At 62.4% G+C, this 18309-nt stretch carries 16 protein-coding genes and 1 other RNA gene; 10 read left to right on the forward strand and 7 right to left on the reverse strand.

All coding sequences use genetic code 11. From position 1 onward, the window contains the following. The first annotated feature begins 226 nt into the window (after positions 1-226). The 4 genes from AB4O12_RS03430 to AB4O12_RS03445 all read left to right on the forward strand — a co-directional run bounded on the left by AB4O12_RS03430 (position 227) and on the right by AB4O12_RS03445 (position 4339). Complete coding sequence (locus tag AB4O12_RS03430; protein ID WP_460060339.1) at positions 227-1390, forward strand: zinc-binding metallopeptidase family protein; 1164 nt, start codon at positions 227-229, stop codon at positions 1388-1390. 146 nt (positions 1391-1536) lie between these two features. Next, an RNA gene (gene ffs, locus AB4O12_RS03435) (signal recognition particle sRNA small type) lies at positions 1537-1633 on the forward strand. Positions 1634-1834: 201 nt separating this feature from the next. Further along, positions 1835-2335, forward strand: coding sequence for a hypothetical protein (locus tag AB4O12_RS03440; RefSeq protein WP_460060340.1), 501 nt, complete (start codon positions 1835-1837; stop codon positions 2333-2335). Positions 2336-2371: 36 nt separating this feature from the next. Continuing rightward, a complete protein-coding gene (locus AB4O12_RS03445) occupies positions 2372-4339 on the forward strand; it encodes a hypothetical protein (protein WP_460060341.1) in 1968 nt (655 codons plus the stop codon). Between the two features lie 20 nt (positions 4340-4359). Here AB4O12_RS03445 and AB4O12_RS03450 read toward each other — a convergent pair whose 3' ends face one another. After that, on the reverse strand, positions 4360-5109 hold the full coding sequence (locus AB4O12_RS03450) for a substrate-binding periplasmic protein (RefSeq protein WP_206420728.1): 750 nt from the start codon (positions 5107-5109) through the stop codon (positions 4360-4362). Positions 5110-5254: 145 nt separating this feature from the next. Between AB4O12_RS03450 and dnaX the strand changes: the two genes are divergently transcribed. The 5 genes from dnaX (at position 5255) to AB4O12_RS03475 (ending at position 11084) form a co-directional block, all read left to right on the forward strand. Further along, positions 5255-7327, forward strand: a complete 2073-nt coding sequence (dnaX, locus tag AB4O12_RS03455; RefSeq protein ID WP_252877777.1) for a DNA polymerase III subunit gamma/tau — start codon at positions 5255-5257, stop codon at positions 7325-7327. A gap of 66 nt (positions 7328-7393) precedes the next feature. After that, the gene (locus AB4O12_RS03460; RefSeq protein WP_003223337.1) at positions 7394-7732 is read left to right on the forward strand and encodes a YbaB/EbfC family nucleoid-associated protein; all 339 of its coding nucleotides are present in this window, start codon (positions 7394-7396) and stop codon (positions 7730-7732) included. A gap of 292 nt (positions 7733-8024) precedes the next feature. Beyond that, positions 8025-9059, forward strand: coding sequence for an NADP-dependent oxidoreductase (locus tag AB4O12_RS03465; RefSeq protein ID WP_236169138.1), 1035 nt, complete (start codon positions 8025-8027; stop codon positions 9057-9059). A gap of 66 nt (positions 9060-9125) precedes the next feature. Then, positions 9126-9728: a recombination mediator RecR gene (gene recR / locus AB4O12_RS03470; protein ID WP_016773861.1), complete on the forward strand. Its 603-nt coding sequence runs from the start codon at positions 9126-9128 to the stop codon at positions 9726-9728. Positions 9729-9935: 207 nt separating this feature from the next. Further along, complete coding sequence (locus AB4O12_RS03475) at positions 9936-11084, forward strand: acyl-CoA dehydrogenase family protein (RefSeq protein ID WP_150741394.1); 1149 nt, start codon at positions 9936-9938, stop codon at positions 11082-11084. Positions 11085-11194: 110 nt separating this feature from the next. Here the strand turns inward: AB4O12_RS03475 and AB4O12_RS03480 are convergent, their stop codons facing one another. Together AB4O12_RS03480 and fnr are read right to left on the reverse strand one after the other, a co-directional pair. Further along, positions 11195-11743, reverse strand: a complete 549-nt coding sequence (locus AB4O12_RS03480; protein WP_024012326.1) for an adenine phosphoribosyltransferase — start codon at positions 11741-11743, stop codon at positions 11195-11197. 75 nt (positions 11744-11818) lie between these two features. Then, on the reverse strand, positions 11819-12553 hold the full coding sequence (fnr, locus tag AB4O12_RS03485; protein ID WP_016773865.1) for a fumarate/nitrate reduction transcriptional regulator Fnr: 735 nt from the start codon (positions 12551-12553) through the stop codon (positions 11819-11821). Between the two features lie 154 nt (positions 12554-12707). Between fnr and AB4O12_RS03490 the strand changes: the two genes are divergently transcribed. Continuing rightward, positions 12708-13190 carry a hypothetical protein gene (locus AB4O12_RS03490; protein ID WP_460060344.1) on the forward strand — a complete coding sequence of 161 codons (483 nt, stop codon included), beginning with the start codon at positions 12708-12710 and terminating at the stop codon, positions 13188-13190. Here AB4O12_RS03490 and hemN read toward each other — a convergent pair. From hemN to AB4O12_RS03510, 4 genes are all read right to left on the reverse strand, one after another. After that, positions 13187-14569 carry an oxygen-independent coproporphyrinogen III oxidase gene (gene hemN, locus AB4O12_RS03495; RefSeq protein ID WP_236169137.1) on the reverse strand — a complete coding sequence of 461 codons (1383 nt, stop codon included), beginning with the start codon at positions 14567-14569 and terminating at the stop codon, positions 13187-13189. The two genes, AB4O12_RS03490 and hemN, sit on opposite strands and share 4 nt — an antisense overlap. A gap of 197 nt (positions 14570-14766) precedes the next feature. Then, on the reverse strand, positions 14767-15450 hold the full coding sequence (locus AB4O12_RS03500; RefSeq protein ID WP_041479091.1) for a sulfite exporter TauE/SafE family protein: 684 nt from the start codon (positions 15448-15450) through the stop codon (positions 14767-14769). Continuing rightward, on the reverse strand, positions 15443-15655 hold the full coding sequence (gene ccoS / locus AB4O12_RS03505; protein WP_039763029.1) for a cbb3-type cytochrome oxidase assembly protein CcoS: 213 nt from the start codon (positions 15653-15655) through the stop codon (positions 15443-15445). The genes AB4O12_RS03500 and ccoS overlap by 8 nt, the downstream gene beginning before the upstream one ends. A 23-nt stretch (positions 15656-15678) precedes the next feature. Continuing rightward, the gene (locus AB4O12_RS03510) at positions 15679-18129 is read right to left on the reverse strand and encodes a heavy metal translocating P-type ATPase (protein ID WP_460060345.1); all 2451 of its coding nucleotides are present in this window, start codon (positions 18127-18129) and stop codon (positions 15679-15681) included. Positions 18130-18309 lie beyond the last annotated feature (180 nt).

Below are 18309 nucleotides of genomic sequence, written 5' to 3' on the forward strand. Positions count from 1 at the left end.
CTGTGGCGAGGGGATTTATCCCCGTTCGGCGACACCGTCGTCGCAAAACCGAACGACTCGGTATACCTGATTAACCGCGTTGTATGGTTTTGGGGGGCTCTTCGCAACCCAGCGGGGATAAATCCCCTCACCACAATGGTGCTATCACCCGGCTGCGCGGTTATGGGTGGGAACGATGTTGTCTTCAGAATGATCTAGTCTTGGCCAGTCCCAGGGAGAGATCGCCATGCACCGTTTTTTCGAGCAGCTCAGTTCCCGCATCATCGCGCCGTTCGTGGCCGGATCCTCGCGCAACAGCAAAGTCTGGCCGTGCCGTTGCGGCCAGTCGCTGTTCTTTCGCAACAGTCAGTGCCTGGCCTGTAACGCCTTGCTCGGCTATCAACCTGAAGAAAGTCGCCTGACCTCGCTGCAGCCGGGGCCGGAAGAGGGCACCTGGACGCTCGACGCCGATCCCGACGCCGGACTGTTCCGCCGCTGCGCCAACCTCGACATGCCCGCCGCGTGCAACTGGCTGCTGCCGGCCAACGATCACGACACCTTGTGCATCGCTTGCAGCCTCAACCGCACCATTCCCGACCTGTCCGTCGCGGAAAATCCCGAACGCTGGCGCAAGGTCGAAATCGCCAAGCGTCGACTGGTCGCGCAACTGATCACCCTCGGCTTGCCGGTCATCCCGAAAACCACGGATGAAGAAACCGGGCTGGCGTTCGACTTCATCGGTGTCGACCTGGAAGGCAACGCGCCGATGACCGGCCACGCCAATGGCCTGATCACCCTCGATATCAAAGAGGCCGACGACGCTCACCGTGAACAGGTCAGGGCGGCGATGCACGAACCTTACCGCACGCTGCTCGGGCATTTTCGCCATGAGGTCGGCCACTACTACTGGGATCGCCTCATCGCCAACGGCCCTTGGCTGGAGGCGTTCCGTAACCTGTTCGGCGACGAGCGCGCCAGTTACGCCGACGCGCTGGACCGGCATTACCAGCAAGGCGCACCGCTGGACTGGCCGCAGCACTACGTCAGTGCCTACGCGACCATGCACCCGTGGGAAGACTGGGCGGAAACCTGGGCGCACTACCTGCACATGATGGACGCCGTGGATACTGCGCTGGGCTTCGGCATGAGCGCGCGGGAAATGGACTTCGACTATCAGCCGTTTCCGACCAGCACCCTGTACGACCCGGAGCACCCCGGCGGTGGCGCTTTCCTGTCATTCGTCAATGCGTGGATCGAGCTGGCGGGCATGCTCAACGAACTGTCGCGCAGCATGGGCCAGCCGGATTTCTATCCGTTCGTACTGCCGGCAGCGGCGATCGCCAAGCTGCACTTCATTCATCTGGTGATCCAGGATGCGGGCGGTCGCGCAGACGAAGTCCTGGCCCTGTAGAAGCTGGCGCAGGCTGCGATCTTTTGGCGTCACCGCATGTCCTTGAACCTGTTGGTATTTTTTATCTGCAACCAACGGTTGTAACTTCATCTCAGACAGGTACAATGGCGCGGCTCGCCGACAGGCAAGCGTCGTTATGGTGACCCCATCGGTCCCCCCGCAACGATTACCCGTGAACCTGGTCAGATCCGGAAGGAAGCAGCCACAGCGGGAACATTGTGTGCCGGGGTGTGGCTGGTGGGGGCACCACCTTAACGAACCTACCGAGAATTCAGAGAACTGCATGGGTTTGCCCACTGCGGTTTTTTTATGCCTGCGATTTGGCTAGTGGCGTTGATCCGCCAGCAAAAATGCTCGGATCAGCCGGGCAGCTTCCAGTGCCCTTGCGGCTGTCGACAGCGAACAGTGGCATACTCCCCCGCCTGGCAACGAGAGGTAAGGCAAGTGGGTGAAATTGACGATCTGACCCGGGAAAAGCTGCGCGAATGGCAGTTACGTCGTCTGGAAGTCAAAGCACAGATGCAGGATCAGCCCGAGCGCACGCTGGAGCTGTCGCGAGTGCTCGACCTGATGGATGAAGAACACGCTGCGATTCTGGCGGCATCTGCTGTTTTCAACGCGGCAGACGAGCCTGAACAGTCGGTCCCGGTCGAGGCACAATCGGCGATCGTCGAGCACGCATCAGCCTCGCCGACCGCAAAGTACGACCTGCAACTGCACGCCACCGCGCAAAACCCTGAACACCTGCGCAAACTGCTCGAAATGGCCCTCTACGAAGTGCAGGCGCAGATCGATGCGGCGGCGGTGGCCAGCGGCACTGAACGACGCGGCATGTCCGGCACGCTCGGCGGTTACTCCTTCGAGCTGCGGATCAGCCCCGAGTCCAGCCGTGAGAGAAACTTGCCGCAGTCCCATGAAATGCCCGACGAGAATGACCAGGACTGATCTGGTGTTGTATTAAGGCCCAGGCGGCGAGGTTGTATGCACCCGGAACATTTTGATTTGGCCACCCCGGTATTTCTGCCCATCACCCATGATGTGTGTACGGCGCTGTTGCAGCCCGAGGGTGTCGCGACACTCGCCAACCTGAGCGACCCGGAACTGGCGGCGGTGCTGGTCATCCAGAACCTTGCCCAGGCCACGGAAAAGGACCTGAGTGCCAGCGCAGCGGAGAAAATTCTCGCCAGACTCATTGACTGGTCTGTCACCTCCCGGCGCTCCGGATCGGCGGGACTGCTTGCAGAGGCGCGGCGTCTTTTCGATTCGCGCAAATTGTATTTCGGCCTCAATGCGCTCAAAGGCCTGAACCTGCGGTTTCTCATGGCCGATGAAGTCACAGCGCAGGAATACCTGTTGCCCGGCGGGCAATGGGATGTGGACTACAAAGTCCGCCACCAGCAACAGAACAACCCGTTTCGGCAGCAAATGGTCACGCCACGCGAGCGCGAGCACTGGTTGAGCGCGGCGCAGGACAAGCTGTTGCGAACCTTTCGCGCCAACCTCGACGAAGACCTGCACGTGCAGGGTTATGCGGGCATCGGCAAGAGTTACATGCTCAGCGCGCTGATCGAATGCCTGCGCTCGAAACGCACCCTGGTGCTGGCGCGCACCCCGGCGAAACTGGCGACGTTGCGCAAGCACATCGTGCAAGTGCACGACACGGAAATTGGCCAGACCTTCTACGATTTTGCCCAGGCCCAGTTGCTTGGCCCCCGATCGCACATGGCCAGGACGCCAGCGCGTATCCCGAGCAGGCAGGCGCTGGCGCAGGAACTGAATATGTTCGGCTTTCGCCACCACGATGGGCAGGGCACTCTGGAGGTTTGTCTGCGCGTGCTGGAGCTGTATTGCGCCTCAAGAGATCACACGCTATCCGCCAGGCACCTGCCGCATTTTCAGCAGCCGTTGAGCGGCGCAGACTCACAGGCGCTGCTGGAATATTCCAGTCGCCTGTGGGTGTATCTGGAAGCCAATCCGGCCTGGGCCAGCCAGAGCGGTTTTCCGACGTTGCTCATGATCAAGCGCGCCAGTCTGGCCGGTTGCCGCGTCCCGCCGCGCTACACCCATGTGATCATCGACGAAAGCCAGGACGTGCCGGCGTCGCTGCTGCAAATCATCGAGCGCGGGCAGCAGGTGCTGATCACCCTCGGCGATGAATATCAGCAGGCCACGGGCGAGGCGCCCAAGCGCAAGCGTGAAGTCCGTCAGAGCGATATCTGCTATTCGGTGCGTTCGGGGCGCAATGTCGAGCGCCTGGTCAATCCGCTGATCTCGCGCCACACGCACAAGAGCAAAGTGCCGTTCGAAGGCGCTCGTCACGCCGACGTCGATATCGAGTACTACCCGCAAGCCTTCGTGCCGCCCGAAGGTTGCGTGGTGCTGACCGCGTCACCCTGGGACACGATGATGTGGGCCATCCATCTGCACGACTCCAGTTGCGCCTTCAGTTTTCCCGACAGGGAAGCGCAGGACGACATCAAACATTTCATGACCACCGCCATCGAACTGTTCCGCCGCGATTTCTACAATGCCGGGTCCAGCGAGAAAGGACCGCACCCGTATTTCAGCGACATGGCTGATTGGCAGCGGGTGCGCGCCGCCAACCAGTTCGATGAAGCTTTCTTGTGGATCGAGGCGCAGTTGCAAAACGGCTTCATGATTGCCGACCTGACTCGCCTGAGCCAAAAGATCATCGAGCCAGGCAAAGCCTGCCTGTTGATGATGGCCGAGCGGGCTGGCGGCATGGAGTTCAAGCGCGTGCTGTTGACCCGGACGTTGCTCAGTAACGAGAAATTCAAGGATGCCTACGAGTTCGATCAGCGCATCTGTGCCGTGTACATCGCCGTGTCCCGTGCCCGGCAGCAGCTTTATCTGCCTTACGACGTGGTCGAGTGGATCGATTATCACCACAGCCGCGAGCCAAAATTCCGCGAGTCGCACGGTTATTGACCCGGCCAACCCTGTGGGAGCTAGGGTGTGGTTGAAGAGGCGCCGGTGTACAACCTGATTATGTCGTCGATCTCGCCGGACATTTTCATGCGCAGCAACGTTCGTAAAATCCGCTGCACCGGCACGTTCGGGTCGTTCCTCACATAGCAGCCGATATTCTGTTCCTGCAGCACCGCGACCCCTTGCAACTGCTGCTCCGGCAGCAGGCGTTGATTGATCCAGTCCAGTGTCCACTGATTGCTCACCGCATAGCGGTATCGCCCGGCTAGGAGCTTTTCCAGTACCTGTTCCTGATTGCGCGCGTCTTCGCGTTGCAACTGGTCGGCGTCAAACAGCGGTTGCAGGGTAGGGTAGCTGTAACCGAGGACGGTGCCGATGGCCTGGCGCGGCAGCCGGGCGGGATCGATCTGCGCCGGTTGTTCCTTGCGGCTGATCAGCAGGTCGCGCTGAAACCACAACGGCACGCTCCAGATGTAATCGCCGGACTGATTCGGCAACCACGACTGTGCGGCATAGCAGCGCACATCGATGTCGCCGTGTTCCATGGCGCTCTGTACCCGCGCGCGCGGCAGGACGACGAACTGTGCCGGCGCGCCAACCTGGGTCGCCAGGCTGAGCAGGACGTCGTGCAGTATCCCCTGGGTCGGTCTGCCGCCTTGCAGTTGCACCATCGGCATCGCCCAACTGTCCGGCACGGCGAAACGCAACGGCGCCTGCGCTGCCATCGCGTTGAGGCTGATTCCCAGCAATGCCGCCACGGCCCACCGCATAAACGCTCCGGTAATTCCTCGTCCCGAGCCGATAAAAGCCTCTGCTGATGCAGCTTAGCCATATTAGACGAGGACACCGGATGCAATTTTGCCCTTGCTCCGCTAGCATTAGCCGCTTCTGCTTCCTTCGCTGCGACGGTTTTCGATGAGTTATCAGGTTCTTGCACGTAAATGGCGTCCACGCTCGTTCCGCGAAATGGTCGGCCAGACCCATGTGCTCAAGGCTCTGATCAATGCCTTGGACAGCCAACGGCTGCACCACGCCTACCTGTTCACCGGGACGCGCGGGGTCGGCAAGACCACCATCGCGCGGATTATTGCCAAGTGCCTGAACTGCGAGACAGGTATCACCTCCAGCCCCTGCGGCGAGTGCTCCGTGTGCCGCGAGATCGATGAAGGTCGTTTTGTCGACCTGATCGAGATCGACGCCGCCAGCCGCACCAAGGTCGAAGACACCCGCGAACTGCTCGATAACGTGCAGTACGCGCCAAGCCGTGGGCGCTTCAAGGTCTACCTGATCGACGAAGTGCACATGCTATCCAGCCATTCCTTCAATGCGCTGTTGAAAACCCTCGAAGAGCCGCCGCCCTACGTCAAGTTCATCCTGGCGACCACCGATCCGCAGAAACTTCCGGCAACGATTCTTTCGCGCTGCCTGCAGTTCTCCCTGAAGAACATGACGCCCGAGCGTGTGGTCGAGCATTTGACCCACGTGCTGACCGCAGAAAACGTACCGTTCGAAGACGACGCACTGTGGCTGCTTGGTCGCGCTGCTGACGGCTCGATGCGTGACGCCATGAGCCTGACCGATCAGGCCATCGCGTTCGGTGAAGGCAAAGTGCTCGCTACCGACGTGCGGGCCATGCTCGGCACGCTGGATCACGGTCAGGTCTATGACGTGCTGCATTCGCTGATCGAGGGCGATGCCAAGGCGCTGCTCGAAGCCGTGCGGCATCTGGCCGAGCAAGGCCCGGACTGGAACGGCGTGCTCTCGGAAATTCTTAACGTGCTGCACCGGGTGGCCATCGCTCAGGCGTTGCCGGAAGGGGTCGACAATGGCCACGGCGACCGTGATCGCGTATTGGCCCTGGCCCAGGCGTTGCCGGCCGAAGACGTGCAGTTCTATTACCAGATGGGCCTGATTGGTCGCCGCGACTTGCCGCTGGCGCCGGACCCGCGTGGCGGTTTCGAGATGGTCTTGCTGCGGATGCTCGCGTTCCGCCCGGCGGATACGGCGGACGCGCCGAGGCAACCGCTAAAGCCAGTGGGGATCAGCCAGGCCACAGTTGATTCCGCAAACTCAGTGGCTGCCGCGCCGAAGCCTGCGCCGGTGGTCGCTGCGGCTGCGGCTGCTGCGCCAGCACCCGCGCCCGCTGCCGAGCCAGAACCGGTTGTGCCGGTTGTCGAAGCGCAACCGGAGCCTGAGCCAGTCGCCGTCGAAACCGTGGTCGATCTGCCATGGAACGACCCGGTGGAAGCCGAGGCCGAGCCGGCACCAGTACAGCAACCCGCCGTCGAACCGGTGCTGGAAACCGCTGGCGAGCAGCCCGAGCTGCCGCCGATGCCGCTGCCGACCCCGGACAGCGTGGTGCCGGATGCGCCGGAGTGGGCCGCTGCGCCAATTCCCGAGCCGTCCGTCGCCGAGGTCGATGCCGCTACGCCGGGCATGGACATGGACGACGAACCACCGCTGGATGAAGACTACATCGAGCCGGACATGGATTCGGCCTACAGCTACCTCGACGAACTGGCCAGCGAACACGCCGCCGATCCGGAGCCTGAGCCCGAGCCGGAACCTGCCGCCGCGCCGGCCACCGGCCTGGCCCTGCAATGGCTGGAGCTGTTCCCGAAGCTGCCGATTTCCGGCATGACCGGCAGCATCGCCGCCAACTGCACATTGATTGCGGTCGACGGCGACCACTGGCTGATGCACCTTGATCCGGCCCACAGCGCGCTGTTCAACGCCACGCAGCAGCGTCGTCTCAACGACGCGTTGAACCAGTTCCACGGGCGCACGCTGACGCTGACCATCGAGCTGATCAAGCCCGAGCAGGAAACCCCGGCCCAGGCCGCCTCCCGCCGCCGCGCCAATCGCCAGCGCGAGGCCGAGGAATCGATCCATGGTGATCCGTTCATCCAGCAGATGGTTCAGCAGTTCGGCGCGGTGGTGCGAAGCGATACTATTGAACCTGTCGACGCCTTGGTCACCCAAGGCTAATAACTGAAGGTGCTCGGCCAAGATGGCCGGGCGCTGTTTTATCCAAGTACGTTTGAGGTGATTCCCATGATGAAAGGTGGCATGGCCGGCCTGATGAAGCAGGCGCAGCAGATGCAGGAAAAAATGGCCAAGATGCAGGAAGAACTGGCCAACGCCGAAGTCACCGGCAAGGCCGGCGGCGACATGGTCACCGTGGTGATGACCGGTCGTCACGACGTTAAAAGCGTGAGCATCGACCCAAGCCTGGTCGAAGGCCTGAGCGAAGACGACAAAGAGATGCTGGAAGCCGTGGTCGCTGCCGCCGTCAACGACGCCGTGCGCAAGATCGAAGCCAACAGCCAGGAAAAAATGGGCAGCATGACCGCCGGCATGAACCTGCCAGCGGGTATGAAACTGCCATTCTGATTCGCCTTTGGGCGGCAGATGAGCTACACAAAATGCCAGGCATTGTGCCTGGCATTTTTGTTTCTGCGCGGCGCGGATCGTTCCTACGCTCTGCGTGGGAATGCTTCTGGGGACGCTCCGCGTTCCAGCTTGCGATCGGGACGCGGAGCGTCCCGGGCTGCATTCCCACGCAGAGCTTGGGAATGATCAGTGGGAGCGAGCCTCGGTCAAAACTGCAGAAACATCGAACACACCACCGCTACCAAGGTCTGCTCCCTATACACCGAATTCCCCATTCACAGGAGACGCTGACATGTCCGACCCTCTCACCCTCAATCAACGCTTCGTCCTCGCCTCGCGCCCGAGCGGCGCGCCGACCCCGGAGAACTTCCGTCTGGAGCGCGAGGCGCTGCCGGATCTGCAGGACGGTCAAGTTCTGCTGAAAACCCTGTACCTGTCACTCGACCCGTACATGCGCGGGCGCATGAGCGACGCTCCGTCCTACGCTGCGCCAGTGCAAATCGGCGAAGTCATGACCGGTGGTGCGGTCAGCCGGGTCGAGCAGTCCAATCATCCGAAATTTCACGTAGGTGATCTGGTGGTTGGCGCCACCGGTTGGCAGAGCCACAGCATCAGCGACGGTCGCAACATCATGCCGATCCCGGCCGGCCTGCCGAGCCCGTCGATGGCCCTCGGGGTGCTGGGTATGCCGGGCATGACCGCCTACATGGGCCTGATGGACATCGGCCAGCCGAAAGAGGGCGAAACCCTGGTGGTGGCCGCGGCGTCCGGCGCCGTCGGCTCGGTGGTCGGGCAAGTGGCGAAGATCAAAGGCCTGCGCGCGATCGGTGTGGCCGGTGGGGCCGAGAAGTGCAAATACGTCGTTGAGGAGCTGGGTTTTGATGCCTGCATCGACCACAAGGCCGATGACTTTGCCGAGCAACTGGCCAAAGCCTGTCCCAACGGCATCGACATCTATTACGAGAACGTCGGCGGCCATGTCTTCGACGCGGTCTTGCCGTTGCTCAACCCCAAGGCGCGCATCCCGTTGTGCGGCCTGATCGCCGGCTACAACGCCGCCGAGGCGCCGACCGGCCCGGATCGTCTGCCGATGCTGCAACGCACTTTGCTCACCAAGCGTGTGCGGATTCAGGGCTTCATCGTCTTCGACGATTACGGTGATCGTCAGCCGGAATTCATCAGCCACATGGTGCCGTGGGTACGCGACGGCAAGGTGAAGTTCCGCGAGGACGTGGTCGAAGGCCTGGAGCAGGCGCCCGAGGCGTTCATCGGTCTGCTGGAAGGGCGCAACTTCGGCAAACTGGTGGTCCGGGTCGCCCAGGACTGAGGATTTGACGCTGGCCAGAGGCGCGGGTATAAACCGCGTCTCGTTGTTTAGTCGGACTGTTTACCCATGAGCTTCAGCCCTTTGATTCGCCAACTGATCGACGCTCTGCGCACCTTGCCAGGCGTGGGTCAGAAAACCGCTCAGCGCATGGCGTTGCAGTTGCTCGAACGTGATCGCAGCGGTGGCACCCGTCTGGCCCAGGCCTTGAGCCAGGCCATGGAAGGCGTTGGCCATTGCCGCCAGTGCCGCACGCTGACCGAAGACGACCTCTGCCCGCAATGCGCCGACCCGCGCCGCGATGACACGCTGCTCTGCGTGGTCGAAGGGCCGATGGACGTTTATGCGGTGGAGCAGACCGGCTTCCGTGGCCGCTATTTCGTGCTCAAGGGGCACTTGTCGCCGCTGGATGGCCTGGGGCCGGAAGCGATCGGCATTCCGCAACTGATGGCGCGGATTGAAGAGGCGGGGACCTTTACTGAAGTCATCCTCGCCACCAACCCGACGGTGGAAGGCGAAGCGACGGCGCACTACATCGCGCAGTTGCTCAACAACAAAGGCCTGGTCGCCTCGCGGATTGCCCACGGCGTACCGTTGGGCGGTGAGCTGGAGCTGGTCGACGGCGGCACGCTGGCGCATTCGTTTGCCGGGCGTAAACCTATCTCCCTGTAAGTCTCTATCGCCCTTTCGGGCCACATCGCTGGCAAGCCAGCTCCCACAGTGTTGGATGTGACCCACAGCATATGTGTCCACACCGAACCCTGTGGGAGCTGGCTTGCCAGCGATGGCCGCGCCGCGGTCCATCTGATTCACACAATTTCATTGATAACCAAGCAAGCGCTCGGTTAACGTCGGCGAACCCCTCCGTGGAGCTCGCCCATGCCTGCCTTTCAGGAATACTTCGACCCCAGCCACCAATTGGTCCGTGACAGCGTCAGACGTTTTGTCGAACGCGAGATCCTGCCGGACATCGATCAGTGGGAAGAAGCCGAAAGCTTTCCCCGTGAGCTGTACCTCAAGGCCGGTGCGGCGGGCATTCTCGGTATCGGCTATCCCGAGGCGCTTGGCGGCAGCCATGAAGGCGATCTGTTCGCCAAGGTCGCCGCCAGTGAGGAGCTGATGCGCTGTGGCTCAGGCGGGCTGGTGGCGGGGCTGGGTTCGCTGGATATCGGCCTGCCGCCGATCGTCAAATGGGCGCGGCCTGAAGTGCGAGAGCGGGTCGTCCCCCAAGTGCTCAGCGGCGAAAAGATCAGCGCCTTGGCGGTTACCGAACCCGGTGGCGGTTCCGACGTCGCCAACCTGCAAACCCGCGCCGTGCGTGACGGCGATTTCTACCGGGTCAGCGGCAGCAAGACCTTTATCACCAGCGGCGTGCGCGCCGATTTCTACACCGTCGCGGTGCGCACCGGTGCGCCGGGGTTTGGCGGCATCAGTTTGTTGCTGATCGAGAAGGGCACGCCGGGGTTCAGTGTCGGTAGGCAGTTGAAGAAAATGGGCTGGTGGGCGTCGGACACGGCTGAATTGTTCTTCGACGATTGCCGCGTGCCTGTAGGAAACCTCATCGGCGCCGAGAACATGGGCTTCGCCTGCATCATGGGCAATTTCCAGAGCGAACGCCTGGCGCTGGCGCTGATGGCCAACATGACGGCGCAATTGGCGCTGGAGGAGAGCCTGAAGTGGGCGCGCGAGCGTGAGGCGTTTGGCAAACCCATCGGCAAGTTTCAGGTAATCAAACATCGGCTCGCCGAAATGGCCACGGCGCTGGAAGTGTCGCGGGAGTTCACATATCGGCAAGCAGCGAAAATGGCGGCGGGGCAGAGCGTGATCAAGGAGATTTCCATGGCGAAGAACTTCGCCACCGACACCTCGGACCGGATCACCACCGAAGCCGTGCAGATCCTTGGCGGGCTCGGTTACATGCGTGAAAGCCTGGTGGAGCGGTTGTATCGGGATAATCGCATTCTGTCGATTGGCGGCGGAACGCGGGAAGTGATGAACGAAATCATCAGCAAGCAGATGGGGCTCTAAGTCCTGCGGTGTAGCTGCCGGCCCCTTCGCGAGCAGGCTCGCTCCCACAGTTGAAATGCATTCCCCTGTGGGAGCGAGCCTGCTCGCGAAAGCGGCCTGTCAGACGCTGTTTATTTATCGGTCAACGCAAACTGCGTCAGGCAAAACGTCGGAATACCCATGTCCTGCAAGCGCTGCGAACCTTGCAGCTCCGGCAGATCAATGATCGCCGCCGCTTCATGTACCCGCGCGCCCATGCGGCGAATCAGGTTGGCTGCTGCGATCAGCGTGCCGCCGGTAGCGATCAGGTCATCGAACATCACCACCGAATCGCCTTCGCACAGGCTGTCGGCGTGCACTTCCAGGAACGCTTCGCCGTATTCGGTCGCATAACCTTCCGCCAGCACGTCCGCCGGCAGTTTGCCTTGCTTGCGGAACAGCACCAGCGGCTTGTTCAACTGATAGGCCAGCACCGAACCGATCAGGAAACCACGGGCATCCATGGCGCCGATGTGGGTGAAGTCGGCTTCGACGTAGCGATGGGCGAAGCTGTCCATCACCAGGCGCAGGGCCGTCGGCGACTGGAACAGCGGGGTGATGTCGCGAAAGATCACGCCCGGTTTCGGGAAGTCGATCACGGGGCGGATCAGGGATTTGATGTCGAAGGAGTCGAAGACCATCGGGGTGTCCTGGCAGGGCTGCAAACGGCGCAGTATACCCGCGGCTGAAACGATTCGCTCAACCGCGGGTCGTGATCAGCCTTCGATCGAGCCGCCGGCCAGCGCACACAGCTGGATCGGGTCGAGGATGTGAATCTCTTTGCCCTCGGCGGCGATCAGCTCGTTCTGCTGGAAACGGGTGAACACCCGCGACACGGTTTCCACCGCCAGGCCCAGGTAATTGCCGATTTCATTGCGCGACATGCTCAGGCGGAACTGGTTGGCCGAGAAGCCGCGAGCGCGGAAGCGGGCCGACAGGTTGACCAGAAAAGTGGCGATGCGCTCGTCGGCGGTCTTCTTCGACAGCAGCAGCATCATTTGCTGGTCGTCACGAATCTCGCGGCTCATCACCCGCATCAACTGGCGGCGCAGTTGTGGTAATTGCAGCGCGAGTTCGTCGAGGCGTTCGAAGGGAATCTCGCAGACCGAAGTGGTTTCCAGCGCCTGGGCCGAGACCGGGTGTTTTTCGGTGTCCATGCCCGACAGGCCAACCAGTTCGCTTGGCAGGTGGAAGCCGGTCAGTTGCTCTTCGCCGGCATCGCTCAGGCTGAAGGTCTTCAGCGCGCCGGAGCGGACTGCATAAACGGAATCAAAGGTGTCGCCCTGGCGGAACAGGAATTCGCCTTTCTTCAGCGGGCGGCCGCGTTTAACGATTTCGTCGAGCGCATCCATGTCTTCCAGATTCAGAGAAAGTGGCAGGCAGAGCGGGGCCAGGCTGCAATCCTTGCAATGGGCCTGGTTGTGAGCGCGCAGTTTGACTGGCTCGGACATTTCTTCAATCCTTGTGGGAAAACACACATAAGCCGTAAGGGTAACCCACGGGAGGACATTCAGGCCAGCACGTGCCGGCGTTGTCCTACAGACATAAAGCCGCAGCACCGGCGGCCGATAACCTGCTATCAGCACTCAACCAAGGAAGGCCCCGATGACCGCCATTGGCACGCTAAGCCCCGGCAGCAGCGGCGTTGCCGCTTCGCCGGAGATGGCCAGCACCGACGCTGCAATCGATCGCGATGAAGACTTGTCGCACACGGCAACCCCGACCTTGGTCGAGGGCGTCAAAGTGTCGCTGTCCGGCGCGGCCATCGCCAAATCCGCCGCTGTCGGCGGCGAAAACAGTGACATCGACAACAGTGGCTTGCCGGAGAACATCCAGCAGTTGCTGAAGATGATTCGCAAGATCCAAAAAGAAATCATCGAGAAAAAAGCCCGGATGGCGGCGGTCATGTCAGACAGAACCCTCTCCACCGAGGAAAAGATCAACAAGCTCGCCGCACTGCGGGGCGCCATCGCCGCCCTCAACAGTGGCCTGATCACCGCCAACCTCGCCCTGTCGAAAGTCATGAACCAGTCGGCGCTCAATCCTGATCAGAACCTCAAAGTCGGCTCGTTGCTGACCAAGCCTTAAATCACCCGTGAGAAACGCTGGCGGTTCTGCTGCTCCAGGTACGCATCGAAGACCATGCACACCGAGCGCACCAGCAATCGGCCCGCTGGCAACACCTCGATGCGCTCGCGCTCAAGCCTGATCAGGCCATCCTCGGCCATACCTTGCAACTGCGGCCAGAGCGCGCCGAAGTAGCCTTGAAAATCGATGTTGAACTGCTGCTCGATCTCGGCGAACTCGAGTTTGAAATTGCAGATCAGTTGCTGAATCACTGCGCGGCGCAAGCGGTCGTCGGCGTTGCACACCAGACCGCGACTGGTCGCCAGCTGCGCGCTGGCCAGGCTGTTCTGATACGCGTTGAGGTCGCTGCTGTTCTGGCAGTACAGATCGCCGATCTGGCTGATCGCCGACACGCCCAGGCCAATCAGGTCGCAATGGCCGTGGGTGGTGTAACCCTGGAAGTTGCGTTGCAGGGTGTGCTCTTCCTGGGCAATCGCCAGTTCGTCATCAGGCAGGGCGAAGTGGTCCATGCCGATGTAACGGTAGCCGGCAGCGGTCAGTTGCTCGATGGTGCGCTGGAGCATTTCCAGCTTGTGCGCCGGGCTCGGCAGTTCGCTGCTGTTGATTCGCCGTTGCGGCATGAAGCGTTCCGGCAGGTGCGCGTAGTTGAATACCGAGAGGCGATCCGGTTGCAGGCTGATCACTTCCTCGACGGTGCGGGCGAAATTGTCGGGTGTCTGCTTGGGCAGGCCATAAATCAGATCGATGTTGATCGAGCGAAATTGCAGGGTTCGCGCCGCATCGATCACCGCGCGGGTTTCTTCCAGGCTTTGCAGGCGATTGACCGCGCGCTGCACCGCCGGGTCAAGATCCTGCAGGCCAATGCTGACCCGGTTGAAACCCAATTCACGCAACAGGCCCATGGTCGACCAGTCGGCTTCGCGCGGGTCGATTTCAATGCCGTAATCGCCCGAGTCATCGTTGAGCAAATTGAAATGCTTGCGCAGGTGCGCCATCAGCTGGCGCAATTCGTCGTGGCTGAGAAAAGTCGGCGTGCCGCCACCGAAATGCAGCTGCTCGACGGTTTGCGCCGGGTCGAGGTGGCAGGCAATCAACTGGATTTCCTGCTCGAGCCGTTGCAGATACGGCTGCGCGCGACCGCGATCCTTGGTGATGACCTTATTGCAGGCGCAGTAGTAGCAAATGTTCGCGCAGAACGGCACATGCACGTACAGCGACAACGGCCGCTGCGCCTTGCGGCTGTCGCGCAGGGCGTGGAACAGGTCGAAAGTGCCGACCTGACCGTGAAATTGCACGGCAGTCGGGTACGAGGTGTAGCGTGGCCCCGCCAGATCGTAGCGGCGGATCAGATCAGAGTCCCAACGAATGGCGTCGAGCATGCGGGCATTCCCCCGGATAGGCTGGCAGTGTGGCGAGTCTAGGGGAGTGCGTTACAGGGCATCTTGATTTGCATCAACGGCGAGGATTTGTGTTGTTCGTGCGGGCGTCTTCGCGAGCAGGCTCGCTCCCACATTGGATTTGCAGCGTACTCAAGACCTGTGGGAGCGAGCCTGCTCGCGAAGGCCGCGCCACACATTTAATGGCCCATAAGCCAATGCTGATGCGGGCCGGGAAGGGTCCACAGGCCAAACAGGATCACCAGCAAGCCACCCGCCATGCGCACGCTGCGTTTGCGCAAGATCGCGGTCACCCGTTCAGCCGCCAGCCCGGTGGCGAGCAGCACCGGCCAGGTGCCGAGGCCGAAAGCGAGCATCAGCAACGCACTGTCCAGCGCATTGCCCTGACTCGCGCTCCACAGCAAGGTGCTGTAAACCAGTCCGCACGGCAGCCACCCCCACAGCGCACCGAGCAGCAAGGCACGCGGCAGGCTGGAAACCGGCAGCAAGCGATTCGCCACGGGTTGAATAAAACGCCACAAGCCACGCCCGAGCGCTTCGATACGGGTGAGCCCGCTCCACCAGCCGGCCAGGTACAAACCCATGGCGATCAGCAGCAACCCGGCCAGCACGCGCATGAACAGCGCCGCCGGGCTGTTGGCGACTGCCCAGCCGGCCAGACCGATGAGCAACCCCGCCGTGGCATAACTGAGAATCCGCCCGAGGTTGTACGCCAGTAACAGGCGAAAGCGCCGGCTGCGCTGCTCCTTGGGAATCGCCAGGGTCAGCGCGCCCATCAGGCCGCCGCACATGCCCAGACAGTGGCCGCCACCAAGCAGGCCGAGGATCAGCGCCGAGACCAGCAGCGGCGCCAGTTCAAGCATGGGGTGGCGCCTTGTCGTCCGGTTTGCCAGCGTTGGCTTCGTCCACCGCGGCGGTGTGGTTGGGGTCCTGATCGTCAAAAAGAATGCTGTGCGCCGGGCCGTCGAGGTCATCGTACTGGCCGCTGTCCACCGCCCAGAAGAAGATGTACACGGCGATGGCGACGATGAGCAAGGCAGCGGGAATCATCACATAGAGAGCTGGCATCGGTAACTCCAAGCCCGCGCGGCTCAGGCCGGCAGCGGGCGGGTTTGGATCGGGCTGCCGGCGGCCGGCGCGCTCGGCAGACGAGTCAGGCGCAGGGCGTTGAGCACCACGGTCAGCGAACTGATCGACATGCCGACCGCCGCCCACACCGGAGTGATCCAGCCGAGGGCGGCGAACGGCAACATGAGGCCATTGTACAGCGCCGCCCACAGCAGGTTTTCGATGATTACCCGGCGCGTGCGTCGCGCCAGCGTGAAGGCTTGCACCAGAGCGTCAAGGCGGTTGGACAGCAACACTGCATCGGCGCTGGTTTTCGCCAGATCGGTGGCCGAGCCCATGGCCACGCTGATATCGGCCGCAGCCAGCACCGGCACGTCGTTGACGCCGTCACCGAGCATCAACACTTTGCGACCTTCGCGATGAAGTTGCTGCAGCACTTGCAGTTTGTCATCGGGGCGCAAGCCGCCACGGGCCTCGTCGATGCCCAGTTCGGCGGCGACACTGGCGACCATCGGCGAACTGTCGCCGGACAACAGCAAGGTGCGCCAGCCCCGCGCTTTGCAGGCCGCGAGCAGGGCGGGGGCGTCGTCACGCAGGCGATCATCGAGCACCAGCCACGCCAGCGGCCCGTGGGTGTCAGCGAGCAGCAGCCATTGCCCGGCCTCATCAGGCATTGACGGCAGTGCCGCGCCGCTCAGGGCACAGGCGAACGGCGCCTGACCGATGCGCAAGCGTTGCTCACCGACCACGCCTTCCAGGCCCAGGCCTGGTGTGCTGTGCACGTCCTCGGCGGCCAGCGGCGCACGCCCGAAAGCGCGGGCGATCGGGTGTTCCGAGCGGTTTTCCAGCGCAGCGGCGAGGCTCAGGCATTGCTCGCTGTCGAGCGCGCCGAGCGGGCGAATCGAGCGCAGCACCAAGCGGCCTTCGGTGAGCGTACCGGTCTTGTCGAAAATCACCGTGTCGATCTGGTTCAAGCCTTCCAGCACATGGCCGCGGGTCAGCAGCAGGCCGAGTTTGTGCAGGGTGCCGGTGGCGGCGGTGAGGGCGGTCGGCGTCGCCAGTGACAGCGCGCACGGGCAGGTCGCCACCAGCATGGCGAGGACGATCCAGAACGCCCGTGAAGAATCCAGTTGCCACCACAGCAGGCCGATCACTGCCGCCGCAATCAGCGACAGCAGCAAAAACCATTGCGCGGCGCGGTCGGCGATTTCCGCCAGACGCGGTTTCTCCGCCTGAGCGCGGTCGAGCAGGCGCACGATCGCGGAGAGACGCGTGTCCTGTCCCAGCGCCTGCACTTGCACGGTCAATGCGCCTTCGACATTGAGCGTGCCCGCAGTAACAGCATCGCCGAGCGTGCGTGGCTGCGGCAGGTATTCGCCAGTCAGCAGCGATTCGTCGATGCTCGACTGACCGTCGATGATCTTGCCGTCAGCCGGCAGAATCGAGCCCGGCTGCACCAGAATCCGCTCGCCGACCTGCAATTCGCTGAGCAGGATGCGTTCGCTCTGGCCATTCGCATCCAGGCGCAGGCACGAGGCGGGCAACAGGTTGACCAGTTGCGCAGTGGCGGCAGCGGTGCGTTCGCGGGCGCGGCGTTCCAGATAGCGTCCGGCGAGCAGAAACAGCGCGAACATGCCGACCGCATCGAAGTACAGCTCGCCGACCCCGGTGATCGATGTCCAGATCCCGGCGATGTAAGCGCTGCCGATCGCCAGTGAAACAGAAACGTCCATGGTCAAGTGGCGCGTACGCAAATCGCGCATCGCGCCTTTGAAGAACGGCGCGCAGCTGTAGAACACGATCGGTGTGGTCAGAAACAGCGCGACCCAGCGCAGGATCGTGTGCAGCTCGGGACTGAGGTCGATGTTGAATTCCGGCCAGGTGGCCATGGTCGCCATCATCGCCTGAAACCACAGCAACCCGGCGACGCCGAGCTGGCGCAGGGCCAGGCGATTCTCGCTGGCCAGCTGTTCGCTGGCGCGGTCGGCCTGGTACGGGTGGGCGGCGTAACCGATGTGGCGCAGCTCGGCGAGGATCTGGCTCAGCGGCAATTGTGCGTCGGCCCAGCGCACGTGCAGGCGATGGTTGGACAGGTTCAACCGCGCTTCGGCGACGGCGGGCAGGGTGCGCAGGTGTTTCTCGATCAGCCAGCCGCAGGCGGCGCAACTGATGCCTTCCATCAACAAGGTGGTTTCGGCCAGATCGCCTTCATGGCGCACGAAGGGTTGCTGCACGTCGGCGCGGTCGTACAGCGCCAGTTCATCAGTCAGTTGCACCGGCAGCGCTTCGGGATTGGCCGACGCTTCGCTGCGATGCTGGTAATAGCTTTCCAGACCCCCGGCGACAATGGCTTCGGCCACCGCCTGACAGCCCGGGCAGCAGAACTCCCGGGCCTGCCCGAGGACGACGGCGGTGAAGCGGCTGCCGGACGGGACGGGCAGGGCGCAGTGGTAGCAGGGAACTGGGGTGGTCATGGCATTGATGAGGGTATGAGCCCTTGCATTGGGGGTGTTCGCTTGCCCTCACCCCAGCCCTCTCCCGGAGGGAGAGGGAGCCGATCGGTGTAAGCCTGAAGAGCGGCTTCAGTCGCTGACATTGTCACTGTCATACGCCCCGCTTCCAAGCAACCGAGATCAGTCCCCTCGCCCTCCGGG

It is taken from the genome of Pseudomonas sp. S2_A05, assembly GCF_054668485.1.

Coding starts and splice junctions, on each gene's coding strand:
- AB4O12_RS03430 (WP_460060339.1), top strand. CDS start 227: ATGCACCGTTTTTTCGAGCAGCTCAGTTCCCGCATCATCGCGCCGTTC.
- AB4O12_RS03445 (WP_460060341.1), top strand. CDS start 2,372: ATGCACCCGGAACATTTTGATTTGGCCACCCCGGTATTTCTGCCCATC.
- AB4O12_RS03450 (WP_206420728.1), bottom strand. CDS start 5,109: ATGCGGTGGGCCGTGGCGGCATTGCTGGGAATCAGCCTCAACGCGATG.
- dnaX (WP_252877777.1), top strand. CDS start 5,255: ATGAGTTATCAGGTTCTTGCACGTAAATGGCGTCCACGCTCGTTCCGC.
- AB4O12_RS03460 (WP_003223337.1), top strand. CDS start 7,394: ATGATGAAAGGTGGCATGGCCGGCCTGATGAAGCAGGCGCAGCAGATG.
- AB4O12_RS03465 (WP_236169138.1), top strand. CDS start 8,025: ATGTCCGACCCTCTCACCCTCAATCAACGCTTCGTCCTCGCCTCGCGC.
- recR (WP_016773861.1), top strand. CDS start 9,126: ATGAGCTTCAGCCCTTTGATTCGCCAACTGATCGACGCTCTGCGCACC.
- AB4O12_RS03475 (WP_150741394.1), top strand. CDS start 9,936: ATGCCTGCCTTTCAGGAATACTTCGACCCCAGCCACCAATTGGTCCGT.
- AB4O12_RS03480 (WP_024012326.1), bottom strand. CDS start 11,743: ATGGTCTTCGACTCCTTCGACATCAAATCCCTGATCCGCCCCGTGATC.
- fnr (WP_016773865.1), bottom strand. CDS start 12,553: ATGTCCGAGCCAGTCAAACTGCGCGCTCACAACCAGGCCCATTGCAAG.
- AB4O12_RS03490 (WP_460060344.1), top strand. CDS start 12,708: ATGACCGCCATTGGCACGCTAAGCCCCGGCAGCAGCGGCGTTGCCGCT.
- hemN (WP_236169137.1), bottom strand. CDS start 14,569: ATGCTCGACGCCATTCGTTGGGACTCTGATCTGATCCGCCGCTACGAT.
- AB4O12_RS03500 (WP_041479091.1), bottom strand. CDS start 15,450: ATGCTTGAACTGGCGCCGCTGCTGGTCTCGGCGCTGATCCTCGGCCTG.
- ccoS (WP_039763029.1), bottom strand. CDS start 15,655: ATGCCAGCTCTCTATGTGATGATTCCCGCTGCCTTGCTCATCGTCGCC.
- AB4O12_RS03510 (WP_460060345.1), bottom strand. CDS start 18,129: ATGACCACCCCAGTTCCCTGCTACCACTGCGCCCTGCCCGTCCCGTCC.